We start from the raw sequence: 25402 nt of genomic DNA, 5'->3' as shown, positions 1-25402 counted from the left end.
CGGGAGGAATGAAATGAAAGCGATCACGAAACTGCTGACGGCGATCATGCTTGCGGGCGTGGCGGCAACATCGGCCACGTCGGCAATGGCAGACGGGGCGAAGATCTTCGTCATAGGCGGCAAGGCGGACGATCCGTTCTGGTCGAAGGTCAAGAAGGGCGCCGACGACGCCGGCAAGGTCGCCGAACTGACCGGCGGCTCGGTGACCTGGCTCGGCCCGCAGAACTACGACAATCTCGGCCCCGACGCGGCCAAGCTGATCCGCACCGCGCTCAGCCAGAAGCCGAGCGCCATTGTCGGCCCCGACTGGGTGCCGGAGGCCATGGACGACGCCTTCAAGGAGGTCGTTGCCGCCGGAGTTCCGCTCATCATCTACAATTCCGGTGGCATGGACGCGGCCAAGCGGCTCGGCGCCATGAACTATGTCGGCAATGAAGAATACGCCGCAGGTCTAGGCGGCGGCACCTACTACGGCAGCCATGGTTCCAAGAACGTGCTGTGCGTCAATACTTTGCCGGGTGCCACCAACACCGAAGACCGCTGCAAGGGCATTGCCGACGCCATTACCAAGAGCGGCGGCAAATCGACCCAATTGCCGCTGCCCTCGTCCAGCTTCGGCAACCCGACCGCGGTCGCCGAGGCGATCAAGGCGGCCGTGCTGAAGGACAACACCATCGACGGCGTCATCACCATCAGCGCAGGCGATGCCAACAGCGCAGCCAACGCCATCAGCCAGGCCAATGCCGGCGACAAGGTGAAGCTCGCTTCCTTCGACATGGATGAGACCGGCCTGCAGCGCATCAAGGCCGGCACGCAGATGTTCGCGGTCGACCAGCAGCCTTATCTGCAGGGCTATCTCGCGGTCTCGCTGCTGAACGGCTTCGCCAACTATGGGCTGGACCTGCCGACCAAGCCGGTGCTGACCGGACCGGGGATCGTCGACGCTGCCAATGTCGACGCGACAATGGCTGGTGCCGCAGCCGGCGCTCGCTAGCTTGCGCGGATTGGTGTCCGGCCCATCCGAGGGCCGGACATCATCTGCCCCGCGCCAGGCTCTCCATTGTTCAAGCCAGGGACATTTCGATGACATCCCAAGCCCACGACCAACTCGCCGCGGCAACTACCGCGCCGCTCTCTCAGCGCTCTTCGATGCCCTCGATCGGCAGTCTCGTACGCCGGCCCGAAGTCGGCTCGCTGATCGGCATGATCGCCGTTCTGTTTTTCTTCTCGATCTTCGGCGGCGCCAACTTCATGTCGTCCGGGGGGGCCGCGAGCTGGCTCAACGTCGCCTCGGAACTCGGCATCATCGCGCTTCCCATCGGGTTGCTGATGATCGCCGGGCATCTCGATCTCTCCGTCGGTTCGATGGTCCCCGCCAGTTCGATGACCATTGCCATCCTGTCGGGCCATTACGGCCTGCCGATCATCGTTGGCATCCTCGCCGCGCTCGGCCTTGGGCTCGCCGTCGGCTTCGTCAACGGCGTGCTGGTGATTCGCACCAAGGTGCCGTCCTTCGTCGTCACCTTGGCCACGCTGTTCGCGTTGGCCGGCCTGACACTCGGCCTCTCGGTCATCCTGTCCGGCAGCACCAGCGTCGCGCTGAAGAGCGGGCCGATCGCCAAACTCCTGTTCGGCGACTATCTCGGCGGCAAGTTCGAGGTGACGCTGTTCTGGTGGATCGCCGCCATCCTGATCGTCGGCTTCATCCTGAATTTCTCGCGGTTCGGCAACTGGATCCTGGCCATGGGCGGTGACGCCGTCAGCGCTCGCAATGCCGGCATACCGACGGACCGGGTGACCATAGCGCTGTTCATGAGCAGCGGCCTGTGCGCCTCCTTCGTCGGCATGTCGCAGGCCATCCTATACAACAGCGCCCAGGTGGCCGCGGGGCAGTCCTTCATTTTCAATTCGATCATCGCGGTGGTCATCGGCGGCGTGCTGCTCACCGGTGGCTACGGTTCGGTGGTCGGCATCGTGCTCGGCACCCTGACCTTCGCCATCGTCAACCAGGGTATTTTCTACACCGGCTTCGACGCCAACTGGGCGAGCCTGATCATCGGTGTCCTGCTGCTGGCGGCCGTGCTGATGAACAACACCTTCCGCACCATGGCCCTGACCTACGCGCCGCGCACCAAACTGAGTGCACGCCGATGACCACGCCTCTGCTCAGGCTGACTGGAATCAACAAGTCGTTCGGCCCGATCGACGTGCTCCACGACATCTCGCTCGAGGTCTACAGAGGCGAGGTGCTTTGCCTGCTTGGCGACAACGGCGCCGGCAAGTCTACGCTGATCAAGATTCTCTCCGGCGTCCACCGCCCGACATCGGGCACGATGGAAATGGACGGCAGATCGGTCGCCTTCGACACCCCCCGCGATGCCAGTGACCATGGCATCGCCACCGTCCACCAGTTCGGCGGCACGTTCCCGCTGATGAGCATCGGTCGGTCCTTCTTCGTTGGCGCCGAGCCGACGCGGCGCTGGGGGCCGCTCACCATCTACGACCGCAAGCGGGCCAACGAGATCGCCGTCACCGAGATGCGTCAGCTCGGCATCACCCGCATCGACGACGGCGATCGCCTCGTCGGCGGGCTGTCCGGGGGCGAGCGCCAGGCGCTGGCGATCGCACGCGCCGTGCATTTCGGCGCCAGCGTGCTGATCCTCGATGAGCCGACAGCGGCGCTCGGCGTCAAGGAGGCGGCGCATGTGCTGCGCATCGTGCTCCAGGCGCGCCGCAAGGGCATCGCGGTGATCTTCATCACCCACAATGTCGTCCATGCGCTGACCGTCGGCGATCACTTCGCCGTGCTCATCAGAGGCTCCAAGGCCGCCGACTTCCGTAAGGGCGAGAAAAGCCGCGAGGCGATCACCGACCTGATGGCGGGCGGCGAGCAAATGGCCGAGCTCGAAGCCGAGATCGAGAGCTTCTCGGCGGCTGATGACGGGCATGCGCCGCGCGGTGCGAGCCATGTATGATCAGCGAAGGTGCCCATCTCCTCCTCCCCGGCATCTTCCGGTGCGGCCGGCGGGATCCCGCCGGCCGCCTTTTCGACCAACCAAAGAACAGACGGCAAAGTGACAATGGCAAAATGGATTGATGCGTGCGCGACCGATGACATCGACGAAGAGGACGTCATCCGCTTTGATCACGAGGGCCGGACATTCGCCATCTACCACAGCCCCGACGATGCATTCTTTTGCACCGACGGGCTGTGCACGCATGAAAAGGTGCATCTGAGCGATGGGCTGGTTATGGAACACAGGATCGAATGCCCGAAGCACAGCGGCGTGTTCGATTACCGGACCGGCGAAGCGCTGCGCGCACCGGTCTGCGTGAACCTGAAAACCTACAACACGAAGGTCGAGGATGGCCGCGTGTACATCGAGGTCTGACATGTCCGATACCTTCACCCTTGCGGCCTGTGTCGAGATGCTGTGGCGCGACCGGCCGATGGAATGGCGCGTCGAGCGCCTCACCGAGTTGGGCTTCCAGGTCGGCCTCTGGAACTGGCCGGACCATGACCTAGCGATGCTGGAAAGATCCGGCGCGACCTTCTCGATCATGAACGGCTACCTCAGCGGCAGGCTTTCCGATGACGAGGGCGCTGCCGAACTGTTGAAGACGGCGAAGGAGACGGTGGCGGTCGGCAAGCGTCTCGGCGTCGCGCGGCTCAATCTGCACGGCACGGGGCTCGGCGAAGGCGGCCTGCCGGTCACTCCTTGCGAGGCTGTCACCGGTGCCATGTGGCTCAAGGCGCGCGACACGCTGAACCGCATCGCCGACCTCGCCGAGGCGGAAGGCGTGACCTTCACGCTGGAGAATTTGAACCTGCCGGTCGACCATCCCGGCGTGCCGTTTGGACGAGCGGAAGACACGTTAGCGCTAGTGTCTGATGTCAACCGGCCCGGTCTGCGTCTCAACCTCGACCTCTACCATGCGCAGATTGGCGAAGGGAATTTGATCGAGCTGTGCCGCGCCTGCCTGCCCTGGATCGGCGAGGTCCAGGTGGCCGACGTCCCCGGACGCATGGAGCCCGGCAGCGGCGAGATCAATTACCGGGGTATCGCCCATGCGCTGAAGGACATGGGCTACCGCGGGCCGGTGGGCATGGAGGCGTTCGCCTCAGGCGATCCTGAGGCCGCCCTGCAAGCCTTCCGCGAAGCTTTCACCATCTGAGGGAACAAAATGGTCAGCAAAAATACCCGGCCCACCGTCGCCGACATCCGCGCCATGAAGGGCCGCGGGCAGAAGATTTCCATGCTCTACGTCACCTCGCTCGACGAGGCGGCGGCGGCCGACGCGGCCGGCGTCGACATGCTTTCGATCGAGGGCCGCTTCTTCTCGCCCGAGATGCGCGAGGTGGCCGGCCGCTGCTTCGTGCAGGTCGGGCTTCCCTACGGCCCAGCCGGCAATCTGGTTACGGCGGAGGACTATCTGAAAACCGCCTACCATTTCATGCGCATCGGCGGCGACTGCTTCTACTGCGCCGCCTCGCTCGATATCCAGAAGACGCTGTGCGACAACGCCGTGCCGGTCGTCGCCCATGTCGGCCTGATCCCTTCGCAATGCACCTGGACCGGCGGTTTCAAGGCCGTCGGCAGGACGGCCGAGAGCGCGCGTGCGGTGTGGGATCACGTCAAGCGCCTTGAAACCATCGGCTGCTTCGGCGCCGAGCTGGAAGTGGTGCCGGACCGGATTGCCGAACTGATCACCAGAAGCACGCCGATGATCATGCTTGGCATGGGCGCCGGACCGCATGCCGATGCGCAGTATTTGTTCAGCGAGGACGTACTCGGCCACACCTCAGGCCACAGGCCACGCCACGCCAAGACCTACCGCAACTTCGCCGCCGAGTATGAGCGACTGCAGCGCGAGCGCATCGCCGCCTATCGCGAGTTCATCTCCGATGTGAAGACCGGCACTTATCCCGAGCCGCAGCACGTCGTCTCGATCGCCGACGAAGAACTCGCGGCCTTCAGGGCCCCGCTTGGCCTCTGACGGATACCGCCCTTGAAATCGTTTTAGGCTGCGGCACCGACATGCATGGAAGGAGCGGCGACTGTCCGCCGCTCCTTCGACAGACTCAGAAGATCGCGTTCGTCACTGCCTTGACTGGGCCGAGCAGCACCGATCCGTCCGGCACGCCGGCGTCGATCGGGATGGCCTTGTGGTTGGCCGTCGCTGCCGCCGCCATCGGCTGGCTGGCGTCGCTGGTCACGATGACAGGGGTTTTCGACGGCACGCGGTCGTAGAGGTCGATGATGTCCTGGTTCATCAGGCGCACGCAGCCCGACGACACCGATTTGCCGATCGACTTCCATTCCGGCGAGCCGTGCAGGCGATAGAGCGTGTCCACATTGCCCTGGAAGAGATAGAGCGCGCGGGCACCGAGCGGGTTCTTCAGCCCGCCGGGCATGCCGCCATTGTCGGCGCTGTATGGCTTCAATTCCGGCTGGCGGGCGATCATCTCATCCGGCGGCGTCCATTTCGGCCACTTCTGCTTCCACTGGACGACGGCGTCGCCTGACCATTCGAAGCCGGCGCGGCCGAGGCCGACGCCATAGCGGATGGCCTGGCCACCCGGACGAACCAGATAGAGGAAATGGCCTGTCGTATCGACGACGATCGTTCCGGGCTTCTGCCCGGTCGGATCGGGAACGATCTGGCGTAGGAACTGTGGATCGATCCTGTCGAAGGGGATGGCCGGCAGGTCGAAGCCGCCATCGCTGACAGCCGCGTACATCGACGCATAGTCGGCGAGCGGCGGCTCGACATAGGTTGGCTGCGGAGGCTCGACCGGTCCTGGCCCGGTGGTGGCGCATGCGGAAACCGCGATCGATGCGGCGCCCAATGCTGCGGCGTTGAGGAAGCCGCGACGGCTCAGGCGATAGGATTCGATTTCGGCTATGGACATGGCTGCCTTCTTTAGGACTCAAATTGCAACAAAGCGTGAATACGCTTGCCGCTATGCGGGTGCCTGACAACACCTGAGGCGATAGGCGGTTCCGATTCTGGCCCGAACGTGGACAAACAAAGGCGAAGCTGTGACTGCGCCGCCACTGTTGCGCCAGGGTCACAGCTGGACAGCTCAGGCGGTGACCAGCGCTTCGAGGGTCGGCAGGATCAAGGCCGGCGGAAAGTCCCGGTATTCCTCGGGCTGGTTGGAGCGGTTGATCCACACGGTGCGAAAGCCGAATTTGGTGGCGCCGGCTATGTCCCAGCGATTGGAGGACTGGAAGGACACCGCGCCGGGATAGAGGCGCCAGCCGGTGGCGACCATGTCGTAGACCGCCGGATCGGTCTTGAAGCGCCGCACCGTATCGACCGAATAGATGTCGTCCAGAACATGGTCGAGCGCGGCCGATTTGACCGCCGCTTCCAGCATTTCGGGCGAGCCGTTGGAGAGGATCGCCAGCCTGGCTCCAGAGGCCTTGAGCGCCTTCAGCACGGCCGGTACCTCCGGGTAGCAGTCCAGCCGCCAGTAGGCTTCCAGCAGTTTTGTCCTGAGGCCGGGATCGGCGGAGGGGACCTTGCGCAAGGCGAAGTCGAGCGCCTGTTCGGTCAGTTGCCAGAAATCGGCATAGGCGCCCATCAGCGAGCGCACCCAGGAATATTCGAGCTGCTTGGCGCGCCAGATTTCGGACAGCAACTGGCCGTCCGGGCCGATCCGGTCGGCATGCCGGCGCACGGCGGCGTGCACGTCGAACAATGTGCCGTAGGCGTCGAAAACATAGGCGGCGTATTGCATGGCGACAGTTTTGAGGCGAGGCGGGGCAAGGTGCAAGCCTTGATTGCATCGCGGCCCCGCTGGCCTCAACAAAACTCCCCGATGCCCGTTGACGGCAGCGGCCAAAGCATCATCCAATGTTGTCACACAAGATTGATCGGAATGGGATAACGCGATGACACTGGCGGCAGCGGCGCAATCCGCGACATGGACTTTCGTCGACGGCGACTGGTACGAGGGCAATATCGCCATTCTGGGCCCGCGCAGCCACGCCATGTGGCTCGGCACCAGCGTGTTCGACGGGGCGCGCTGGTTCGAGGGCGTGGCGCCCGACCTCGACCTGCACGCCAGGCGGGTGAACGCCTCGGCGATCGCGCTCGGCCTCAAGCCGAACATGTCGCCCGAACAGATCGTCGGGCTGACCTGGGACGGATTGAAGAAATTCGACGGCAAGACGGCGGTCTATATCAGGCCGATGTACTGGGCCGAGCATGGCGGCTACATGGGCGTGCCGGCCGATCCTGCTTCGACCCGTTTTTGCCTCTGCCTTTATGAATCGCCGATGATCTCGCCGACCGGGTTTTCGGTGACGGTATCGCCGTTCCGGCGCCCGACGATCGAAACCATGCCGACCAACGCCAAGGCCGGGTGCCTCTATCCCAACAATGGCCGCGCCATCCTCGAAGCCAAGATGCGCGGCTTCGATAATGCTTTGGTGTTGGACATGCTGGGCAACGTCGCAGAGACCGGAAGCTCCAACATCTTCCTGGTCAAGGATGGCCACGTGCTGACGCCGGCGCCGAACGGCACCTTCCTGTCCGGCATCACACGCTCGCGCACGATGACGCTGCTGGGCGAGTACGGATTCAAGACGACGGAAAAGACGCTGTCGGTGCGCGATTTCCTCGAAGCGGACGAAATCTTCTCGACCGGCAACCACTCCAAGGTGGTGCCGATCACGCGCATCGAGGATCGCGATCTGCAACCCGGCCCTGTGGCCAAGAAGGCGCGCGAGCTCTATTGGGATTGGGCGCATTCGGCGTCGGCCGGCTGACGCGCCGCTTCGGCCTTTTTGTCGCTGCGCGCTTGGCCGCAGGAAAACCGTGTGACAGTTTTCCGGAACCCGCTTAGAAAGGGAACCGGCGCTTCACTTCCGGAGTTGTTCCAGCTCAATCCAGTCCTATCTTAATCCGGTATCCATACCGGATTTTTTCCACGAGGGAGTACTACCCATGGCTTTTGAATTGCCCGCTCTGCCCTACGACTATGAGGCCTTGCAGCCTTACATGTCGAAAGAGACGCTGGAATATCACCACGACAAGCATCACAAGGCCTATGTCGACAATGGCAACAAGCTGGCTGCCGAGGCCGGAATGGGTGATCTGTCGGTCGAAGAGGTGGTCAAGCAGTCGTTCGGCAAGAATGCAGGTCTCTTCAACAATGCCGCGCAGCACTACAATCACATCCATTTCTGGAAGTGGATGAAGAAGGGCGGCGGCGGCAACAAGCTGCCGGGCGCGCTGCAGAAGGCCTTCGACAGCGATCTCGGCGGCTACGACAAGTTCAAGGCTGATTTTGTCGCCGCCGGCACGACGCAGTTCGGTTCGGGCTGGGCCTGGGTTTCGGTCAAGGACGGCAAGCTGGCGATCTCGAAGACCCCGAACGGCGAAAACCCGCTCGTTCATGGCGCCTCGCCGATCCTCGGTGTCGACGTCTGGGAACACTCCTATTACATCGACTACCGCAACGCCCGCCCGAAATATCTCGAGGCCTTCGTCGACAGCCTGATCAACTGGGATCATGTGCTGGAACTTTACGAAAAGGCGAAGTGATCGACAGTCAGAAAGGCCCCGGCAATCCCGGGGCCTTTCTTTTTCCGTATCGATATCAGTGGCTGCGAAGGCCCGGAAAAAACCATCCGAGGACAGGGAATATTCCGTCCGCCGCATCCGTTAACGTCGTGTCCCAAATACCTTCATCACGGAGCCAAATGAATGAGAAAGCTTGTCATCGCCATCTCAATGCTCGCCTTCGCCGGTTCGGCGGCCTTTGCCGATCCGATCATCGACCGGCAGGCTCTGATGAAGGAACGCGGAAAGATCGTCGGCGGCTTGGCGAAAGTCGCCAAGGGCGAGGACTCCTTTGATGCCACTGCCGTGCTGACGCAGCTGCAGGCGCTGCAGGTGAATGCCGAGAAGTTCGACGTCGACGCTTTGTTCCCGAAAGGCAGCGATGCCGGCGACACCACGGCGGGGCCGAAAATCTGGGAAGACACGGCCGGCTTCAAGGCCGCCGAGGACAAGTATCTCGCCAACGTCAAGGCCGCGGTCGCGGCGGCTCCCGCCGATGTCGACGCGCTGAAAGCGCAAGTCGGCGCCATCGGTTCGGATTGCGGCGCCTGCCATCAGGGTTACAGGATCAAGAAGGGCTGATTGCCTGACATGGCATGGCTGAAGAAGCTTGTCGGCGCGGCCCTCATTCTGGGCAGCGTCGGCGCGGTCGGTGGTTGGCTGCTGTCGGCACCGGTCAAGCTGGACGCGACGGCCCTGGCGCAACTCGGCCCGGGCGACGCGACCAAGGGCAAGCGCATTTTCTACGCCGGCGGTTGCACCTCCTGCCACGCGAAGCCGGGTTCGCAGGGCGATGCTCGGCTTCAACTGGTCGGTGGTCTTCAACTCAAGACGCCGTTCGGCACCTTTGTCCCGCCCAACATTTCGCAAGACCCCAAGGACGGCATCGGTGCATGGTCGGTCGAGGACCTTGCCAACGCCATGCTCAAGGGCGTTTCACCGTCCGGCGAGCATTTCTATCCGGCCTTTCCCTACGCGTCCTACGCCCGCATGAAGCCGTCGGACGTTGCCGATCTCTATGCCTTCCTGAAGACGCTGCCCGCCGTCGCCGGCAAGGCGCCGGGCAATTCGCTTGCGTTCCCGTTCAACGTCAGGCGTGGCATCGGCTTGTGGAAGCGCCTCTATCTCAGCGACCAGCCTGTTGTTGCCTTGGCCGATGGCGCGCCCGATCCGGTGGCGTCCGGCCGCTATCTGGTCGAGGGGCCGGGCCACTGCGGCGAATGCCACACGCCGCGTAACTTCGCAGGGGGGACGAAGAAAGGCGAATGGCTGGCGGGGGCCGTGGCGGCCGAGGGCTCGGGCATCGTGCCCAACATCACATCGGGCAAGGGCGGCCTCGCCGACTGGTCCGAAGCCGACATCGCCAACTACCTCGAAACCGGCTTCACGCCCAATTTCGATTCCGTTGGCGGCGCGATGGTCGACGTCCAGCGCAACATGGCCGAGCTGACAGCAGGGGACCGGGCTGCGATCGCCGCCTATCTCAAAGCTGTGCCGCCGCACCCGAACGGCTATCCCGCGCGCAAGCAGGCTGCGAATTGAGCGTTCAGGCTCAGACGATCTTTGCCAGTGCGTCGAACAGAGTGAGATTGAAATCCTTGGCGTCGTCGACGATGGCATCGGGTTGTGATGAAAACTTTGCGAGGACCATCTCTGCCCGGGGATCGACATAGAGCCACTGGCCATGAATGCCGAGTGCGAAGAAGGCGCCGTTGCCTGTCTGGTACCATTTGTTGTGGTAACGGCCTTTCGGCAGCCAGCTCGCGGAAGTGCTTTCGGACCAGGCCTTGGAAGAGCCGCCGGTAGTGGTGTCGTTCACCCAGGCCTGCGAGACGATGCGGCGTCCATTGGCGACGCCGCCCTGCCGCATCATCTCGCCGATGCGCGCGAGATCGCGCGGCGTCATGTTGATGCCGCCGCCCGTGCGCGGCGTGCCGGCTCGATCGACCGTGACATAGGCATCCTGCCTGGCGCCGAGCGGCTGAAACAGGCGCTCCGAAGCAAGATCAGGAAAGCACCGCCCGGAAGCGCCCTGGATGACGAGGCCCAGAACATCGGAGTTGGGGGAGGCGTAGTGATAGACGCCGCCGTGGTCCCCCCGGCCTTTTTTCAGCCCGGCGATGAAGCCGACGACCGTCTCGGGCTCCTCACCGGGTTCGGAGGGGTCCAGCAGGCCGGCCCGGCGATAGCGCGCGTAGGGGCCGCGCGGATCGTGATAGATCTCCTCGAAATCCAGGCTCACCCGCATGTCGAGGACATCGCGGACCCGCGCATCGCCATCTATGTCACCGGCGCAGAATGGCGCCGGTGACATAGATGGCGACATGGCGATGCGCGCCAATCCCGGCGCGGGTCTCATGCGCTCTGTTCTGCGGCACAACGGCGAACCGGTCCTGCGACAGCCACGTCCCTTCGCGCTGGTCTTCGTGCTTGAGCTCGACCGTTCCATGGCTTGGTAGGATGAACATCAGGCAATCGTGCCAGTGCCACGGCATCGCGTAGGCGCCACTGCCGGCCAAAGCCGCGTGCTCCTCGTCGGCCGCGATCAGAAGATCGGCCTTTGCCGTGTCGCGCAGTTGCTCGAATGACCGCAGCATTTTTGGGCTCTAATTTATCAGGACCCAAACTAGCAGCCCAGACAGGGGCCGGGCAATCGAAGTCTCCGGCCCCGGCTTCTAGGGGCCATGCCCATTTTCAGACTAGAGGTGCCGATCGCCGAGGAAATCGAAGCCCGTCTCGAAGAAATGGTTGTAGTTGCAGGTCAGTTCCTCGCCGGGTGCGATGTCGCGCAAGGCATAGGTTTCCTCAGGTGACGAGACATCGCAATTCGGCTCGTCGTCATGGTTCATGTAGCGGGCGTCGTCGGCTTCGAAGACGATATAGGCCGGATCGCGCCGGTCCGGGTAGGAATAGCGGTCGAGATAGTTCTTCACCGGCCCGCTCTCGCCCTCATAGGTCTCGACGTCGATGATCCGGTCGAAGCGGGGGTCGAGCTTCCAGATCAGCGTGCCCTTGGGGATGTGGTGCTTGGCGAAGACGCCGATGCCCTGGATCGGCGATTTGTCGAGATAGACGTCGACGAGCAGCATAATGGACCCTTGTGCGCGTGCGGGCTTCATCGCCCGGGAAAGTCGTGCAGGGGTAACGCGCGACCATCGCAATTGCGAGTGGAAATGAGCAATGCGGAATTCAAAAAGTCATGATCGCTGAACCCAAAAGTGAACGTGCTGTCCGGAGCCTCAGCGTTGCTGCAAGGCCAGGCGCACGCCCAAGGCACAGTAGATTCCGCCGACAACCTTGCCCTGCCATTTCAGCACGGTCGGATTTCGGCGCAGGAAAGAGCCGAGGCGACCGGCGCTCACGGCAAAGACGATCGTGCTGAAAAGGCCGAGCACGACGAAGACAATTCCCAGCACGGCCAATTGAAGCATCACCGTTCCGTCTTCGGGCCGTACGAACTGAGGCAGGAATGCCAGGAAAAACAGTGCGGTCTTGGGGTTGAGCACTTCGGTCAGGACGGCCTGCCGAAACGCCTTGTCAGCCGAGATCGCGAGCGCGCCGGCAGCGGGATCGGCCGGCGTTTTCTCAATGATGGCGCGGATGCCGAGATAAACGAGGTAGGCCGCACCGATATATTTTACGATGCTGAACAGCGTCGCCGAGGTGGCGATGATCGCCGAGATGCCGAGCATCGCCATGACAGTGTGAAAAATGTCGCCGGCCGCGATCCCGGCGCCGGTCGCGATCCCGACCTTCGTTCCCGAACTCGTTGCCCGGGCGATCGTCAGCAGCGTGGCCGGACCCGGAATAAAGACAAAGCCGAGCACGACGGCGATGTAGGCGATCAATGTCGACAGATCGATCATCGGAGGGTCTCCTGAATAAGCTGCGCCTTGCCTGTAACCTTCAGCGCGAAGGAATAGGTATAGGCGATCTCCTCCAGCCTTGAAAATCGGCCGGACGCGCCGGCATGGCCGGAATCCATGTTGATCTTGAACAGCACCGGATTGTCGCCGATCTTGCGGTCGCGCAGCCGTGCGACCCATTTGGCCGGCTCCCAATAGGTGACGCGCGGGTCGGTGAGGCCGGCGAGCGCCAGGATCGGCGGATAGTCGAGGGCCGCGACATTGTCGTAAGGCGAGTAAGCGGCGATGGTGCGGTAGTCGTCGGCCGACGCGACCGGATTGCCCCATTCCGGCCATTCCGGCGGTGTCAGCGGCAAGGTCGCGTCGAGCATGGTGGTGAGCACGTCGACGAAGGGAACCTCGGCGACGATGCCGCCGAAGCAGTCCGGCGCCATATTGGCGATGGCGCCCATCAGCATGCCGCCGGCCGAGCCGCCTTGCGCGACCATGCGGTCATGCGCGCTATAGCGCTCGGCAACGAGGTGGCGCGCACAGGCGATGAAATCCGTAAACGTGTTCATCTTGTGCGCCCGCTTGCCGTCATTGTACCAGCCGTAGCCCTTGTCCTTGCCGCCGCGCACATGAGCGATGGCGTAGACGAAGCCGCGGTCGACCAGCGACAGGCAGTTGGTGTTGAAGGCCGCCGGCACGGTGATGCCGTACGAGCCGTAGCCGTAAAGCAGGCAAGGTGCTGATCCATCGAGCGGCGTGTCGCGATGGTGCAGAAGCGAGATCGGCACCAGCTCGCCGTCGGCGGCGGGCGCCATCAGCCGCCTGGTGACATAATGGTCCGCATCATGACCGGCCGGAACTTCCTGGGTCTTGAGCAGCACACGTTCGCGAGTGCGCATATTGTAGTCGAACACCTGCGCCGGCGTCGTCATCGACGAATAGGAAAAGCGCATGATCTCGGTGTCGTATTCATAGGAGCCCGACAGGCCGAGCGAGAAAGCCTCCTCATCGAGAGACAGAAGATGCTCTTCGCCACTGGTGCGGTCGCGCACGACAATGCGCGGCAGGCCCTCCTTGCGCTCAAGCCGGACCATATGGTCCTTGAAGCCGATCACCGACAGGATCAGCCGGCCCGGTTCATGCGGCACCAGCTCCTGCCAGTTGGCGCGGACCGGATCGCTTGCCGGCGCCGTCATGATCTTGAAGTCCTTGGCGCCGTCCGCATTGGTCAGGATGAAGAAGATGTCGCCGCCTTCCTCCAGCTCATATTGAAGGCCGGTCTCGCGCGCACAAACCAGCCTGGGTTCGGCAAACGGATCGCTGGCGCTCAGCAGCCGATATTCCGAGGTCTCGTGGTCGTTGATGCCGATCATGATCCATTGGTTGTCGCGGGTGCCGTCGACATTCATGAAGAAGCCGGGATCGGTTTCCTCATAGATCAGGCGGTCGGTTCCAGGGTCTTGTCCAAGCGCGTGGAACAGCACTTTCGAGGGCCGGTGGTTGGGGTCGAGACGCGTGTAGAAGAATCCGTCATTGCCCGCGTCCCATACGCCCGAGCCGCCTGTCGCGGGAATCTGGTCCGCCAGGTCCTTGCCATCGGCAAGGTCGCGCACGCACAACGTGTAGAACTCGGACCCCTTGTCGTCGAAGGCCCACAACAGCCTGCGGTGATCAGCCGAATGGTCGACACCGCCGAGCCGGAAATACGCCTTGCCTTCCGCCTCGAGGTCGCCGTCGAGCAGGATCTGCTCGGTTCCGCCGTCGCGCGGCATGCGGAAATAGCGCGGCTGCTCGCCGCCGAGCTTGAAAGAAGATCCATAGGCATAGGGCCCGTCCTTCATCGGAACGGAAGAATCGTCTTCCTTGATGCGGCCCTTCATCTCCTTGAAAAGCTGCTTCCGCAGGTCTGAAGTGTCGGCCATCAGCTTCGACTGGTAGGCATTCTCGGCTTCGAGTTCGGCGCGGATGCCCGCATCGAGCAGGGACGGGTCCCGAAACATCTCCTGCCAGTTGTCGGCCCGCAGCCAGGCATATTCATCGGTTCGCGTGATGCCGTGATGCGTGTCGAAAACCGGCCGCTTCTGCGGTGTCGGCGGGCTGACGATCGGAAATCCGGAAGTCTTGGTCATTGCGTCTCGCTTGGGAATATCTTGAATGATGAGTGAACACGCCGATCAGGGTGGGTTCAAGGGCCGTAACCTAGAGGTGGTGTCGGCTCCATGAGGTGGGTCGGGAGGAAGATGATGACTATTCGATCTCGGATCGCTGCGACTTTCGCCGTCGCTTCGCTGACTCTGGTCTTTGCCGGCCAGTCTCATGCGACCGTATTCGCGGCTTGGCAAGTGGCCAATGTGCCGTTCGGCGACACGCTCAACGTGCGCAAGTATCCGTCCGGCACCTCCCAGAAGCAGGCCGCATACCCGAACGGCACCGTCCTGCAGATACCGGGCGATGCACCGGCGGCGTAAACCGGCTCGACATCGCCAATCAGCCGGCATGGAAGCAACACCAGACGGTTCGCTATCGCTGGTCTGAGGTCTGGCACGACCCGGCCAAAAACGGCGCTTTCGTCACCGGCCGGGCCTATGGGAAGTACATCACCCCGTATTGCTTGACGGTCGTCGATTGATTGTGATGCGGCCGGTGGGACAGGTCGCCTCGTTGTCTGCGAAAAGATGAGCGGCAACCTATGGTTTTGTGCAAAGTTGTGAACAACCAAGATTGACGGCGCCCTGACAAAGCAAACCAGAGCATTGAGAATTGCTTTGTGAGTTATCGCGAATGTAACGATCAGCTGACCTAACGTCAGGCAGTGCCGGTTTGGCGAACGAAATATCGAAAAATTACATGATGCACGAAAGATTGAAGCTGACTGGCGAATAGTTGATCAGATTTCCTAAATATAATGCAAAGGGCGAATTGACTTACTTGCTCCATGGTCGCATTGATGTGCCCACGACACGAATCGTAGAAACACTACCTGCTCAAAATTCGTGCGATGCCCTGCCTGTAAAAAAGGGCGCATATCGACGTAACTCTTGTTGGGGCCTGAAGACCATGGATATTGTCGAAACACCTTCCAGAAACAACGATGCGCTGATCGAGCTGACCGCCGATGTGGTGGCCGCCTATGTCAGCAACAACCCCGTGCCGGTCGGCGAATTGCCGAACCTCATATCCGATGTCCATGCCGCTCTCGGGCGTGTGGGCGGAACCGCCGAACAGCCCCCCGCCGACAAGCAGAAGCCGGCTGTCAACCCGAAGCGCTCGGTTCATGACGACTACATTGTCTGCCTTGAAGACGGCAAGAAGTTCAAGTCGCTCAAGCGTCACCTGATGACCCACTATGATCTTACGCCGGAGCAGTATCGCGAAAAGTGGAATCTCGACCCGAGCTATCCGATGGTTGCTCCGAACTATGCGGCAGCCCGCTCCCAGCTCGCCAAGAAGATGGGCCTTGGCCGCAAGCGCAAGGCGCGGTAGTCGCTGTTCCCTCAGGTCGACCCGACATCGACGGCGCCTTTGGGCGCCGTTTGATTTTGGGGAACAGGCTGGCCGGAGGGCGTCAGGCGGTCTGCTTGAGTGCCATCTCGGCATCGCGCTTGATGCGCTTGACCATCGAGCGAAGGCCATTGGCGCGCTGCGGCGACAGGTGCTCGTCCAGGCCGAGTGCCTTCAGCGTGGCTTCCGCATCGGTTTTCTGGATTTCGCTGGCGGTCCGTCCGGAAAACAGCGCCAGCATGATCGCGACCAGACCGCGCACGATATGGGCGTCCGAATCCCCCGTGAAAGTGACGACCGGATCGCTGCCCGGTCCCTGTTCGGTGGTCAGCCAGACCTGGCTGACGCAACCCGGGACCTTGTTGGCGGCATTGCGCTCTTCATCGGGAAAGGGAGGCAGCGCCTCGCCGAGCTCGATGACGTAACGATAGCGGTCCTCCCATTCGTCAAGGAAGGAGAAGTCGTCGCGGATCGTCTGGATCGTGGTCGTCATGATCCGGATATAGTCACGCGGCGGCCCCGCGTCACGGAAAAAACAAGGACACCGCGGGCGTCGAGAGGGCAGACGGCCCGCGGTGCGCCGTCGAGACGGCTTAATTCTTGACCGGCAGGTTGACGGTCTCGGGCAGGACGATCTCTTCCGCCACGCTGCCCGTCATTGTCGAGGTATCGGGGCCGGTGGACTTGTCGTCCAGCATGGCGGCCGCGATCTTGGCGGTTTCCTTGGCACGCGCGGTGATGGTGTGCATCGCCGACTTGCCCGTCTCACAGACGTCGGGCTTGCGCTCGCAGATGCCGGCAATGTCGCCCACCGCGTCGCGTGCCGCGAACAGGGCCTGGATCGGCCCGACGCTTTCCTGCCCCGGCTCGTCGGAACCGACACCCAGCGGCAGCGCCAGCAGCACCAGTGAAAACCAGAAAGCCATTCTTATCAGGAAGAACATGCCTGCCTCTCGTCGTGACCGGATCATGCATCATATGGCATGACCTCTTTTATGGGCAGGATGTTGGCACACAGGCACAAAGGACGGCTTGCGCGCACAGCGACAATTTTCCTCAAATTTTAGGCAAATTCGAAACGAAGCGTTTTGCCATGGATTTGTTTCATATCGGGACGATTTTCGTTATCTCTTGATAACCGTTTATCCTGCTGTTTCCATTGAATTTTTCTGGAATTTAGTCGGTTCTCACCTCGTCCATGATCCGGCGACGGCAGGCGTTCGCAGATAACCCTCCATTTACTATGGCGGCATTTGCCCGGGTTTTCGACCGCTGCGATCCCGATATTTGCCACGGGCCGGGCTTTGGTCGGCCCTGCCTTATCCATTCCTTAAACGCTGGATGAGAGTTTCGGAGCCAATCAAAACAATCTGCAAAAGCAGAGCTGTTCACGACGAGTGCGAGTGCGTTGAGTTGATGCCGATCAAGGCCAGATACGCTGAATTGCCTGGCGCGATTGCCGCCGGTTGCGAACGTATGGTCCATCCCTCAATTCTCGGGCAGAGCGGCCGCGAGCGCCAACGCCGTTTCATCGGTGTCATGCTGGCAGCGCCATTCTTCGCCGCGGGTGCCGCGGTCACGCTGGTCACATCAGGCATGGGCGCCGCTGTGACCATGGCCGCTATCTTCGCCGCCTTCGGTCTGTGCTGGTTCGTCGCCTTGCTGGTGGCGGCTACCGGCAAGATGCCCGTGGCGGCACCGGTTGCCCTGGCGATGGCGGCCGTTGCGCTTAGCGGTCTGATCGCCGCCGCCGGCGGGTTGAGTTCTCCCGTCGCCGTGCTTGCCGTGGCGCTGCCCTTCGAAGCCTGGTGGATCGGTGCTTCGCGGCGTGCGGTCCTGTGGGGAGCGGTCTCGGCCATTGCCGCCATCGCCCTTCAGCCTCTGGCTGCGGCCTTCTTGCCCTTCGCGGGCGCGCAGATCGCTGCCTGGCATTGGCTGGTGCCGCTGGCCTGGGCGCTGACGCTGATCCCGCGCCTGTCGGCGTTTCGCGATAGCGCCGGTGCGGCCGATACGCTCGATACCGGCGACCGGTTGGAAGACATCATCGACGCGGTGATCCTGCGCGTCGCCCGCCATGGCGAGGTGCTCGATGCGTCCGCCAAGGCACGCACGCTTTTGAAATTGCCGCCGGAACTGCTTTCCGGAACCGGCTTGTTCGACCGTGTCCACCTGTCGGACCGTGTCTCCTATCTCAGCGCCCTGGCGGATATGCGCGATGGTGCTGCCTCGCGCCGCCTCGAATTGCGCGTCAGGCTGCCCCAGAACGGCAACGGCCAGAATGATACGCGCCAAAGTGACAGTCGCTTGATGGCCGACAATTACCGGCCATTCCTGCTCGAACTGCTGCGTGGCGAGGAGCAGAGCGACGTCTTCACGCTGGTGCTGCGCGAGAATGACGAGACTGCCCGCCTGCGTGAGGAACTGGCGCAGGCCAATGAGACGGCGGCAGCCGCGGAAGTGGCCAAGGGCCGGTTCCTGGCGGTGGTCAGCCATGAACTGCGCACGCCGCTGAACGCCATCATCGGCTTCTCGGACATGCTGCTGCATGAGATGTTCGGCGCCTTCAAGGATCCGCGCCAGAAGGAATATGTCACCCTGGTGCGGGATTCGGGCCAGCATCTTCTGGCTGTCGTGACGTCCATACTCGACGTGTCGAGGATCGAATCGGGCGCCTACACGGCGGACCCGGAGCCGTTCCGGTTTATGGAAGCCGTCGAGATGTGCCAGTCGATGATGCGGCTGCAGGCGCAGGCCAAGAACATCGATTTGCAGACGCAGATCGCTCCCGACGCCGGCGACATCAATGCCGATCGCCGCGCCGTGCAGCAGATGCTGATCAATCTCGTCTCCAATGCGATCAAGTTCACGCCCGACGGCGGCGATGTCGTCGTTGGCGCCAAGCGGATCGGTTCGCGCCTGCATTTCTGGGTCAGGGACACCGGCATCGGCATTGCCGAGGAGGATTTCGCCAATCTCGGCAAGCCCTTCACGCAGATCCAGAACGACTATACGCGCCGTTTCGAGGGGACCGGCCTTGGCCTGTCGCTGGTGAAGGGGCTGGTGGCGCTGCACGAAGGCACCATGTCGATCGAAAGCATGCCGGGCGAGGGCACCACGGTGACCATCAGCCTGCCGGTCAACGGGCCGAAGGGGCGTCCGGCGAACGAGGCAGGGGTGCTGACGATGCCGGTGACGAGGGCGAAAGGGGACAGAAATGGCTCGCTCCGCAAAACAGCCTAAGGCGGTCAAACGCCGCAGCAACGCCTTCCAGGACGGCGCCATGGCCGTCGGCGGGATGATTTCGCGCAATCCGGTCCTGGTCGGCGGATCGACGGCATTCCTGGTGACGCTGTTCTATGTCTCGGCGAATGCGCTGTGGTATCAGCCTTTCCCGCATGCCGGGGCGTTCTTCGCCACCCGCAATTTCCAGGGTTTTCCGCACACTGCCTCCGACGAGCCGGAGACGACGATCAACATCGTGCGGCCCAATGCGGCCCCCGCACCGATGAAGGGTGATCCGGTGGTCGAGCAGGTGCAAGGCATATTGAAGGACCTCGACTTCTATTCCGGCACGGTCGACGGCATTTCCGGCCCCAACACGCGCAAGGCCATACAGGCCTACCAGCAGAAGGTCGGCCTCAACGCTTCCGGCGAGATCGATGCCCTGTTGCTCGATCAGCTTGGTGCAACGCCGAAGACTGCCTCCGTGCCCAAACCGCAGCCGCGCCCGGATACGCAGGCCGCCGTTCCGGTGTCCCTCCAGACAAATTCTGGTCAGACAAATTCTGGGCAAACGAATTCCGGGCAGACGGATGCCGCCCCGACCCAGGGACCCGACCCCCGCATCGTCAAGATCCAGGCCGGGCTCAAGGCGTTCGGCAATGACGACATGCAGTTGGATGGTGTCGTCGGCGCGCGCACCAAGGCGGCGATCAAGGAATTCCAGTCGCTGTTCGGCCTGCCGCAGACCGGCGAGCCCGACGAGATCGTCTACGTCAAGATGCGCGAGATCGGCCTGACCAATTAAGGTCCGGCCAACGAGGCCGAAACGACGGCTCGCCGAGCGGCGGAATTATCGGCAAGCAATTCCAGGAAAAGTTTGAACGGTTTTCCCGGGAAAAGCGCGTAGCGCTTTCCCTAGGGAATTGCGTCAAAACAAAGAGTTAGAGCAGATGGCCGTTTCCTTGAAACGGCCATCTGCTTTAGATAGCCCGCACGCTTTCGGAGCTTTCTTATGCGCGTCACATCGGATCTGTGGGTTTCTGCCTTGGTGCGCCGCGTTTTCGGCGCTGGCGGATTTGCCGCCGTGGTCAACCGTGGCGCGACCGAGGCCGGTGCTGTTTTCGTGCTGGCGCGGGGCAGGCTGGGTGACGTCGCCCTCTACGGGCCGGCGCCGCAGACAAGCTACGATTCGGCCAAGCCCGACGACCGTTTCTTCAGCCTTCTCGCCGCCGAAGACGATCCGGCCGTGCTCGATGCCCGTCTCGAGAGGGAAAAGAAGTTCGATCCCGACATCTGGGTGGTGGAGATCGAGGCCGGCACCGTTCCCGTCGAGGAGCTTATTTCCGTGAAGACGCCTTGAGGGCAGGGGCTGAGGCTTCGTCGCAGTCCGATGCCTTGCGGCTGTCGCTGTTTGCGGGCGACGCATCGCGAACCATCCTGGAGAGGGCCTCGGCTTTCCATCCCCGCACCCTGTCCAGAGCCACATCGCGATGCAGCAGGCGGTAGCGGTCGAGATAGGTGCGGATGGCCTGCGGATGCGGGAACAGGCTGGGGTAGATGGCGACGGTGATCAGGAAGGCCCTGTCCTCGCTGAAGTCGAGCGATCGTAGCGCCGCGAGCAGTGAGGCATAGTTCTGGCTGGCAGTCAGCGAGCGCGCGGTCGAGAAATCAATGTCGAGCGCGTCCGCAAGCGCGGTCTGGAAGAAGGCGGCGTTTCCCGTCAGCGCCGTCTCGCGCAGTTTGACATAGGTATCAGAGGCGGGGAACGCATCGACCTTCGCTGTCGACGCTTCGTCGCCGGTACGCATCATCGAGCGCAGCCTGCGCCGGGCATTCTCGGCGGCAATGCCGGGAGACTGTTGGCTTGAAGCACTGTCCTCGGCAGCTTCCGCATTCACGGCTGCGACGGTTGGCGCCGCGGGGGCTTGCACGTCCGGTTCCCGTACCCGCACCAGTGTCGGCCGTTCGAGCGCCCGGATCAGATCGGCGATGGTCGGGTTCAGGTCCTTGCGGCGCGCTATGGCGCGCGCGTGCGGCAGCCCGTGCCGGCCGATCAGCGCGATGAGGTCGATATCGCTGACGGCGCGCGAACGGATCAGCAGCGGCGCGGCAATGTCGACCGGTTCCTCGCAGAGGCGCCGCACGAGCGCCGCAGGGGCATATTCGCATTCGGAAAGGGCGGCAGCGACGTAGCGTCGCGATTCGACGGACACATCGTCGAACAGCGGCAGCGTCAGGTCTTCGAGCTGGCCGATCTCGCGGCGTGACGGGCGGGTCAGCGAGCAGAATGCCGACACCGCGGCGCGGAACAGCCTTTCCGCCTTGCCCGATTCCGTCCGTATCGCGATTTGCCTGAAGTCCGAAGATGACACGAAGGATACCCGATACTCGATACACAGCCTTGACCACGCTCAACCGGGACTGTGTCGGTTGAGCGATTGCCCTGGTCAGAACCTGCTGACCTCAAGACAAAGATCAAGTTAGCGGTGATCCGTTAGCGCTCCGTTAACCCTCTGCCGGCCTTAATGATATTTGGAGGCGTTGCGTTGTGCTCCGGGGAAACCGAGAGGAATGCGCGAATCATGGGCATGGTACTGTCTTTCGTGCCGCGTGCGGCACCGACCAATCGAGCCAAGCAAACCACCGAAATACCGGCGGCGGTGATCATCTTTCCAGGCATCCGCTATGAGCGGTCCAGCACCGGGGAAGCTCGGCCTGCCGGGCCCGACAAGCCGGGATCGCCACGGACGCCGGTGCCGCACCACTGAAGCCTTGGTCCGTTCCGTCAGGCTACTAGATCTGGGCCTCTGGCTATTGGTCTAGAAATCCTGCAGCTCGCAGGAACTCTGGTCGAGAAAGCGTGACACGATCGGCTTCCAGCTGTCGTCCGGGACGAAGCTGCGGATGACGAAGATGCCCTCGTCGATCGGTGCTTCGACGAAGATCGCCCCCTGCAGATCCTCGGGCAAATCCTTGCGCACGTCGATCATCTGCGCCGGCGTCAGCACCACGGCATCGAGCTTGCCGCCGGTCGCCGTATGGTCGTTGAAGGAATAGATGTTGTGGCCGTTGCGGTCATAGACCGACACCGACCAGAAGGGGACGTTCCCCGGCGCCTTGATGCGGACCATGCCTTCCTCGAGGTCGAACCGGCAGGCCGTGGCGTAGAACAGCGGGTCGACCGATTTCACCACCGGCGCGCCGCCCGCCTCGGCATCGAGCCGGTTCATCCGGTAGAGATCGGACGCCATGGACAATCGCGACCAGGCATCGCGTTCCGAAAATTCCGGCACCAGAAGCAGCACCACGATGTGGACAATGCCGGCGCCGACCAGGCCGAGCAGCACAGCGTGGAAAAGACGGCGCAGCGTGGCCAGGACATTACGCATCGCAGCCGGCCTTCACGATCCTGGGCAGCGAGACGTCCGACAGGCCGGTGCTGCTGGCGATCGGCGTGTCGTAGAAGGTCAGGACGAAATACATCCGTCCAGAACCGTCGGTCAGAAGCCAATTGCCGGGCATGGGGTGATGGCCGACCGAGATGGTCACCGAATTGTCGGCCTGGCGCAGCAACTGGTAGGATTGAAGCGCGGCAAGCCGCGGCTTGCCGGTCTCGACGACGCCGAGCGATTGATCGGCGGCGTAGAGCGTCCAGAAGCGGGCGGTCGGGAATCCGCCCTCTATCCTGTAGCTGCATTCCCGCTTGAGCTGGTCGCCGGCAGCGTCATTTTCGGCGACGAAGGACAGGCCTTCGGCGCGGCCGAGTGCAAGCACGCCCTCGCGCGCCACGCGGGCCTTCGAGTAGGGGTCGGCTGCTGGAGTGCCGATATCGGGGAAGGCCGTCCATTGGCCGATGCGGATGGCGCCGACGCCGTCCTGGATCTTCAGCGCATACCAGACGCTGGCGCCGCCGCCGCCAATGGCTATGGCAAGCGAAAGCAGCATCAGGAAGGCGTTCTTGAGCATGAAGGGCCGCGTGCGCGAAGGATTGCCGTTCGGGGATATCGCGGCGCGGGGCCCTGTGGCAAGCGGGCGTGATGGATTTGCCTGTTGGCTTGGTCCGCGCCGAGGCCGAAGTCACAGCGCCGAGAGCGTTTCGGGCGAGGCGGCGGCGTTGAGTTTGGGTGCGGATTGGAACAGCTGCGTCATGTCCCTCAGCGTCTGCGTGGTCCGGCCGGACAGCACCGCAGGGCGTTCGGCGGCCGCGTCGGCCGCGGCCTGTTCCTCGCTCTTCTTCTGCGCTTCCGCGGCCTTGGCCGCGATATCCTCGTCGACGAAAGGTTTGTCGATGCCGGGGATCGGCTTCAGGTCGATGTTCTGGTGCGCGTAGACCATCAGGCGTTGCCACACCATCGCCGGCAGCGAGCCGCCGGTCATGTTCTTGGTCGGGGTGAAATCATCATTGCCCAGCCACACGGCCGCCGTGTAGTTGCCGGTGAAGCCGACGAACCAGGCATCACGATAGGATTGCGTCGTGCCGGTCTTGCCGGCGACGACGATGTTGGGAATTTGCGCGCGCCGCGCCGTGCCCATCACCGGCACGGCCGCCAGCATGGTGTTCATGGATTTCAGCGCCTGCTCGGACAGCACCCGGTGCGGCGGCGGCGCATCCTTGGTCCAGTCATAGACTACGTCGCCGGTGCGGGTGACGAGCTGGGTGAAGCCGTGCCGGGAGCCGACGAAGCCGTTTTGGGCGAACACGCTGTAGCCCGTCGCCTGGTCCATCACGGTCATGCCCGAAGTGCCGAGCACCATCGTCTTGTGTGCCTCTAGCGGCGATTCCACGCCCATCGCCTCAGCCATCGCCTTGATCGGCGCGATGCCGAGATGGTCCTTGGCCAGCCGCACCGGGACGGTGTTGATCGACTTGGCCATCGCCATGATCAGCGTGATGTTGCCGGCTGATTCGCCGCTGTAATTGTGCGGTGACCAGTTGCCCCAGCTGATTGGCCCGCCGGAAATGATGGAGTTGGGCGTGAAGCCGTGTTCCATCGCCGTGGCGTAGACATAGGGTTTGAAGGACGAGCCGGTCTGGCGCAGCGCCTTGGTGGCGCGGTTGAACTGGCTGGCGCCGTAGTCGCGGCCGCCGACGATGGCGCGGACCGCGCCATTGGTCTCGATGACCACAACGGCACCTTCGGTGACGTTGTACTCCTTGCCGAACTGGCGCAGGTGGAACTCGACGGACTCTTCCGCCGCCTTCTGGATGTTGGCGTCGAAGGTGGTATGGGCAACCAGCGAATGCTGGCCGGGCTTGGCGATCTTCTTGACCTCGTCGAAGGCCCAGTCGAGGAAATAATCGGGGCTCTTCTGTTCGCCGCGGTCGACGACGTCGGCCGGATGCAGCCTTGCCTGCAGCACCTGGCCTTCGGTCATGAAGCCGGAATCGACCAGGTTCGACAGCACCACATTGGCGCGGGCGCGCGCTGCCGGCAGGTTGATGTGCGGGGCGTATTTGGTCGGTGCCTTGAACAGGCCGGCCAGCATCGCCGCTTCGGCCAGGTTCAAGTCCTTGACGCTCTTGCCGAAATAGAAGTCCGCCGCCGCCTCGATGCCGAAGGTGCCGCCGCCCATATAGGCGCGGTCGAGATAGAGTTGCAGGATTTCCTTTTTCGACAGATTGGCTTCGAGCCACAGCGACAGGAAGGCTTCCTTGATCTTGCGCTCGAAGGTGCGCTCATTGGTCAGGAACAGGTTCTTGGCCAGCTGCTGGGTGATGCTCGAGCCGCCCTGGACGACGGAATTCGCCCGCACATTCTCGAAGATCGCGCGTGACAGGCCGAGTACGTCGATGCCGTAGTGGTCGAAGAAGCGTCGGTCCTCGGTGGCCAGCACTGCCTTGATGACGTGATCGGGCATCTCGTCGACCGGCACGGAATCGCGCTGGATGATGCCGCGCTGGCCGATCTCGTTGCCATAGCGGTCGAGGAAGGTGACGGCGAAATCGCCTTGGGCGCGCCAGTCACCGGCCGTATCCTGGAACGCCGGAATGGCCAGCGCCAGCATCACCACGATGCCGCCGGCGCCGAGCGTGAAACCTTCGCTCAAAATCTCGATGATGCCACGCCGCCAGCCCTTGAGACGGAAGCGCCGCGAGAAGATCGTTGCGGCCTCCCAGAACTGCCGCGCCTTGAACCCGATCTCATAGAGCGAGGAATCGATCCAGGCGTCCAGCGCCAGAAGGCGCGACGCGATCGGACCTCTTCTCTTGCGCGGTTCAGGGCTGACCATTCAAAAACCCGGCT

28 protein-coding genes and 1 pseudogene are annotated in these 25402 nt (G+C 62.8%); 16 read left to right on the top strand and 13 right to left on the bottom strand.

Annotation, left to right across the window (positions count from 1 at the left end):
- The first annotated feature begins 13 nt into the window (after window positions 1-13).
- The 6 genes from D3242_RS00220 to D3242_RS00195 all read left to right on the top strand — a co-directional run bounded on the left by D3242_RS00220 (window position 14) and on the right by D3242_RS00195 (window position 4998).
- Entirely contained in the window at window positions 14-994 is a 981-nt protein-coding gene (locus tag D3242_RS00220; RefSeq protein WP_064982940.1) for a sugar ABC transporter substrate-binding protein, read from the top strand.
- A gap of 155 nt (window positions 995-1149) precedes the next feature.
- Window positions 1150-2154 carry an ABC transporter permease gene (locus D3242_RS00215; protein ID WP_064982938.1) on the top strand — a complete coding sequence of 335 codons (1005 nt, stop codon included), beginning with the start codon at window positions 1150-1152 and terminating at the stop codon, window positions 2152-2154.
- On the top strand, window positions 2151-2975 hold the full coding sequence (locus D3242_RS00210) for an ATP-binding cassette domain-containing protein (protein ID WP_019857099.1): 825 nt from the start codon (window positions 2151-2153) through the stop codon (window positions 2973-2975). Before D3242_RS00215 ends, D3242_RS00210 begins: the two co-directional genes overlap by 4 nt.
- Window positions 2976-3080: 105 nt before the next feature.
- The gene (locus D3242_RS00205; RefSeq protein WP_019857100.1) at window positions 3081-3392 is read left to right on the top strand and encodes a MocE family 2Fe-2S type ferredoxin; all 312 of its coding nucleotides are present in this window, start codon (window positions 3081-3083) and stop codon (window positions 3390-3392) included.
- Between the two features lies 1 nt (window position 3393).
- Window positions 3394-4176, top strand: a complete 783-nt coding sequence (locus D3242_RS00200; protein WP_038645542.1) for a hydroxypyruvate isomerase family protein — start codon at window positions 3394-3396, stop codon at window positions 4174-4176.
- A gap of 9 nt (window positions 4177-4185) precedes the next feature.
- Window positions 4186-4998: a 3-methyl-2-oxobutanoate hydroxymethyltransferase gene (locus tag D3242_RS00195; RefSeq protein ID WP_064982936.1), complete on the top strand. Its 813-nt coding sequence runs from the start codon at window positions 4186-4188 to the stop codon at window positions 4996-4998.
- 85 nt (window positions 4999-5083) lie between these two features.
- Here the strand turns inward: D3242_RS00195 and D3242_RS00190 are convergent, their stop codons facing one another.
- Entirely contained in the window at window positions 5084-5914 is an 831-nt protein-coding gene (locus D3242_RS00190; protein WP_019857103.1) for a L,D-transpeptidase, read from the bottom strand.
- Window positions 5915-6088: 174 nt separating this feature from the next.
- Complete coding sequence (locus D3242_RS00185) at window positions 6089-6748, bottom strand: haloacid dehalogenase type II (RefSeq protein WP_019857104.1); 660 nt, start codon at window positions 6746-6748, stop codon at window positions 6089-6091.
- Window positions 6749-6902: 154 nt separating this feature from the next.
- Here D3242_RS00185 and D3242_RS00180 point away from each other — a divergent pair, with 154 nt between their 5' ends.
- The 4 genes from D3242_RS00180 (at window position 6903) to D3242_RS00165 (ending at window position 10119) form a co-directional block, all read left to right on the top strand.
- Entirely contained in the window at window positions 6903-7781 is an 879-nt protein-coding gene (locus tag D3242_RS00180) for a branched-chain amino acid aminotransferase (RefSeq protein WP_019857105.1), read from the top strand.
- 178 nt (window positions 7782-7959) lie between these two features.
- Window positions 7960-8559, top strand: coding sequence for a superoxide dismutase (locus D3242_RS00175; RefSeq protein WP_019857106.1), 600 nt, complete (start codon window positions 7960-7962; stop codon window positions 8557-8559).
- 162 nt (window positions 8560-8721) lie between these two features.
- On the top strand, window positions 8722-9159 hold the full coding sequence (locus tag D3242_RS00170; RefSeq protein WP_019857107.1) for a c-type cytochrome: 438 nt from the start codon (window positions 8722-8724) through the stop codon (window positions 9157-9159).
- 9 nt (window positions 9160-9168) lie between these two features.
- Window positions 9169-10119: a cytochrome c gene (locus tag D3242_RS00165; protein ID WP_019857108.1), complete on the top strand. Its 951-nt coding sequence runs from the start codon at window positions 9169-9171 to the stop codon at window positions 10117-10119.
- A 10-nt stretch (window positions 10120-10129) separates the two neighbouring features.
- On the opposite strand, the gene D3242_RS00160 is transcribed toward D3242_RS00165, so the two are convergent.
- The 5 genes from D3242_RS00160 to D3242_RS00145 all read right to left on the bottom strand — a co-directional run bounded on the left by D3242_RS00160 (window position 10130) and on the right by D3242_RS00145 (window position 14563).
- Entirely contained in the window at window positions 10130-10936 is an 807-nt protein-coding gene (locus tag D3242_RS00160; protein ID WP_167470402.1) for a serine hydrolase domain-containing protein, read from the bottom strand.
- The gene (locus tag D3242_RS33410; protein ID WP_019857110.1) at window positions 10863-11174 is read right to left on the bottom strand and encodes a hypothetical protein; all 312 of its coding nucleotides are present in this window, start codon (window positions 11172-11174) and stop codon (window positions 10863-10865) included. The genes D3242_RS00160 and D3242_RS33410 overlap by 74 nt, the downstream gene beginning before the upstream one ends.
- A 102-nt stretch (window positions 11175-11276) precedes the next feature.
- Window positions 11277-11666 carry an SET domain-containing protein gene (locus D3242_RS00155; RefSeq protein WP_027046644.1) on the bottom strand — a complete coding sequence of 130 codons (390 nt, stop codon included), beginning with the start codon at window positions 11664-11666 and terminating at the stop codon, window positions 11277-11279.
- Between the two features lie 150 nt (window positions 11667-11816).
- Window positions 11817-12443 carry a LysE family translocator gene (locus D3242_RS00150; RefSeq protein WP_064982933.1) on the bottom strand — a complete coding sequence of 209 codons (627 nt, stop codon included), beginning with the start codon at window positions 12441-12443 and terminating at the stop codon, window positions 11817-11819.
- A complete protein-coding gene (locus D3242_RS00145) occupies window positions 12440-14563 on the bottom strand; it encodes a S9 family peptidase (RefSeq protein ID WP_064982931.1) in 2124 nt (707 codons plus the stop codon). The genes D3242_RS00150 and D3242_RS00145 overlap by 4 nt, the downstream gene beginning before the upstream one ends.
- Before the next feature lie 114 nt (window positions 14564-14677).
- On the opposite strand from D3242_RS00145, the pseudogene D3242_RS00140 reads away from it, so the two are divergent.
- Together D3242_RS00140 and D3242_RS00135 are read left to right on the top strand one after the other, a co-directional pair.
- Window positions 14678-15063, top strand: a pseudogene (locus D3242_RS00140) (SH3 domain-containing protein).
- A gap of 428 nt (window positions 15064-15491) precedes the next feature.
- On the top strand, window positions 15492-15917 hold the full coding sequence (locus tag D3242_RS00135; RefSeq protein ID WP_019857114.1) for a Ros/MucR family transcriptional regulator: 426 nt from the start codon (window positions 15492-15494) through the stop codon (window positions 15915-15917).
- An 82-nt stretch (window positions 15918-15999) separates the two neighbouring features.
- On the opposite strand, the gene D3242_RS00130 is transcribed toward D3242_RS00135, so the two are convergent.
- Window positions 16000-16428: a SufE family protein gene (locus D3242_RS00130; protein ID WP_019857115.1), complete on the bottom strand. Its 429-nt coding sequence runs from the start codon at window positions 16426-16428 to the stop codon at window positions 16000-16002.
- Window positions 16429-16528: 100 nt separating this feature from the next.
- The gene (locus D3242_RS00125) at window positions 16529-16879 is read right to left on the bottom strand and encodes a DUF5330 domain-containing protein (RefSeq protein ID WP_019857116.1); all 351 of its coding nucleotides are present in this window, start codon (window positions 16877-16879) and stop codon (window positions 16529-16531) included.
- 532 nt (window positions 16880-17411) lie between these two features.
- On the opposite strand from D3242_RS00125, the gene D3242_RS00120 reads away from it, so the two are divergent.
- The 3 genes from D3242_RS00120 to D3242_RS00110 all read left to right on the top strand — a co-directional run bounded on the left by D3242_RS00120 (window position 17412) and on the right by D3242_RS00110 (window position 20517).
- Window positions 17412-19175 carry a sensor histidine kinase gene (locus D3242_RS00120; RefSeq protein WP_064983550.1) on the top strand — a complete coding sequence of 588 codons (1764 nt, stop codon included), beginning with the start codon at window positions 17412-17414 and terminating at the stop codon, window positions 19173-19175.
- Window positions 19150-19962 carry a peptidoglycan-binding domain-containing protein gene (locus D3242_RS00115; RefSeq protein WP_064982929.1) on the top strand — a complete coding sequence of 271 codons (813 nt, stop codon included), beginning with the start codon at window positions 19150-19152 and terminating at the stop codon, window positions 19960-19962. Before D3242_RS00120 ends, D3242_RS00115 begins: the two co-directional genes overlap by 26 nt.
- 207 nt (window positions 19963-20169) lie before the next feature.
- Window positions 20170-20517, top strand: coding sequence for a DUF1491 family protein (locus tag D3242_RS00110; protein WP_019857119.1), 348 nt, complete (start codon window positions 20170-20172; stop codon window positions 20515-20517).
- Here the strand turns inward: D3242_RS00110 and D3242_RS00105 are convergent.
- Window positions 20495-21529 carry a DUF2336 domain-containing protein gene (locus D3242_RS00105; protein ID WP_064982928.1) on the bottom strand — a complete coding sequence of 345 codons (1035 nt, stop codon included), beginning with the start codon at window positions 21527-21529 and terminating at the stop codon, window positions 20495-20497. The genes D3242_RS00110 and D3242_RS00105 overlap by 23 nt on opposite strands.
- A gap of 210 nt (window positions 21530-21739) precedes the next feature.
- Here D3242_RS00105 and D3242_RS00100 point away from each other — a divergent pair, with 210 nt between their 5' ends.
- On the top strand, window positions 21740-21925 hold the full coding sequence (locus D3242_RS00100) for a hypothetical protein (protein WP_056563609.1): 186 nt from the start codon (window positions 21740-21742) through the stop codon (window positions 21923-21925).
- A 51-nt stretch (window positions 21926-21976) separates the two neighbouring features.
- Here D3242_RS00100 and D3242_RS00095 read toward each other — a convergent pair whose 3' ends face one another.
- The 3 genes from D3242_RS00095 to D3242_RS00085 form a co-directional block, all read right to left on the bottom strand.
- A complete protein-coding gene (locus D3242_RS00095) occupies window positions 21977-22546 on the bottom strand; it encodes a DUF1254 domain-containing protein (RefSeq protein WP_038645568.1) in 570 nt (189 codons plus the stop codon).
- Window positions 22539-23123: a DUF1214 domain-containing protein gene (locus tag D3242_RS00090; RefSeq protein ID WP_064982926.1), complete on the bottom strand. Its 585-nt coding sequence runs from the start codon at window positions 23121-23123 to the stop codon at window positions 22539-22541. The genes D3242_RS00095 and D3242_RS00090 overlap by 8 nt, the downstream gene beginning before the upstream one ends.
- Before the next feature lie 111 nt (window positions 23124-23234).
- On the bottom strand, window positions 23235-25388 hold the full coding sequence (locus D3242_RS00085; RefSeq protein WP_064982924.1) for a transglycosylase domain-containing protein: 2154 nt from the start codon (window positions 25386-25388) through the stop codon (window positions 23235-23237).
- Window positions 25389-25402 lie beyond the last annotated feature (14 nt).

It is taken from the genome of Mesorhizobium jarvisii (genome assembly GCF_003601985.1).
Classification (GTDB): Bacteria; Pseudomonadota; Alphaproteobacteria; order Rhizobiales; family Rhizobiaceae; genus Mesorhizobium; species Mesorhizobium jarvisii.
The sequence above is the reverse complement of the archived record's forward strand: the minus strand, read 5'-3'. Positions and strand labels throughout refer to the sequence as shown.